At 67.3% G+C, this 1,520-nt stretch carries 2 protein-coding genes; both read left to right on the top strand.

The features are described 5' to 3' along the window. Positions 1-774 (top strand): inositol monophosphatase family protein (locus AC3XYG_RS08655; RefSeq protein ID WP_489139415.1); only part of this gene is annotated, 774 nt, incomplete at its 5' end. 283 nt (positions 775-1,057) lie between these two features. Next, positions 1,058-1,520 (top strand): hypothetical protein (locus AC3XYG_RS08650; protein ID WP_489139414.1); only part of this gene is annotated, 463 nt, incomplete at its 3' end.

The raw sequence follows: 1,520 nt of genomic DNA, 5'->3' as shown, positions 1-1,520 counted from the left end.
GAAACGGCGCGGGAGCTGATCCTGCCGCGCTTCGGCCGGCTGGAAGAAGGGGCAGTAATGGAGAAGGCCCCCGGCGACCTCGTCACGATCGCCGACCAGGAAAGCGAGATCCGCCTGGCCGAACGGCTGCCCGGCCTGCTGCCGGGATCGCGGGTGCTGGGGGAGGAGGCCTATGCCAAGGACCCCGCCGTGCTCGACCTCCTGGATGGCGACGATCCGGTCTGGATCGTCGACCCGGTGGACGGCACCGCCAATTTCGTCGCCGGCCGGCCGCGCTTCGCCACCATCGTCGCCCTGGCCCGCAAGGGCGAGACGCTGATGGGCTGGATCCATCTGCCGATCGAGAACCGCACCGCCTGGACGATCCGCGGCGAAGGCGCCTGGCTTGACGGGCAGCGCCTGACCCTGGCCAGGCCCGGGCCGCTGTCGACGCTGCGTGGCGGCTTCAACCTGGCGAAGAAACCGCTGGGCTATGCCGCCGGCGTGCTGCGGCTGCGCGACGCCCTTGCCTCGCATGTCCATGTTAACTGCGCCGGCGCCGACTATATCGACGCCGTCAGCGGCCAGATCGATATCCTGGCCTACCGCAAGCTGTTCCCCTGGGACCATGCGGCCGGCACGCTGCTGCATGCCGAGGCCGGCGGCTGGGCCGCTGTGATGGACGGCACCCGCTATCGTCCGACGCTGCGCCAGGGCCCGATCCTGGTGGCGCCGGACGAGGCGAGCTGGCATGCCGCCCGTGCCGCCATGGGCGACATCGCCACCGCGGCCTGACCGTCCGTTCCGGCAGGATTTTCCAAGAAACCCCGTCGCCGCGCCCCTTCGGGCCGGCGGGCGGCTGTTCTGCATAGTCCAGGATTTCATTTGTAGTACGAAAAAACTCGCGCCATGCACGGCGCGAATGATAATTCTGAGATCTGTCCTGTTGGATCGCTTGTTCAGGTCAAAAATCTCAGAGCATTTCAGAACGCGTCGTCGGCTATCGAATAACGGTGGTCATCGGCGCTGATGCGACAGCAACGTCGCTGACTTCATCTTCTCCTCGAAAGACTGAGCCATGACGTCCTCGCACCGGTTGCGGCGAGCCATCGCCGCTGGTTTCGGCATGGCCGCGATGCTGGCCGCCCCAGCCGCATGGTCGGTCGGAAGCGGGCAGCCCTGGGTCGGGACCTGGGCCGTCGCGCCGCAGGCCGCGGACCCGATCAATTTCGCGGGCAAGACGATTCGGCAGATCATGCACACCAGCGTGGCCGGCACCTCCGCGCGCATCCAGCTGTCCAACCTGTTCGGCGACAAGCCGCTCACCGTGCAGGATGTCCATATCGCACTGCGCGCCAGCGGCTCGTCCATCAAGCCCACAACCGACAAGGTGCTGACCTTCTCGGGGGCGAAGTCCGCCACCATCGCGCCGGGTGCGAGCCTGGTCAGCGACGGCGTTGATTTCGCCGTGCCCGCGGCGGCCGATGTGGTGGTCAGCTTCTATGTCCCGACCGTGACCCACCAGCTCACGGTCCACGGCT

The organism is Inquilinus sp. (assembly GCF_057815775.1).
Note: the sequence above shows the minus strand (reverse complement) of the source record. Positions and strands in the feature narration are given on the sequence as shown.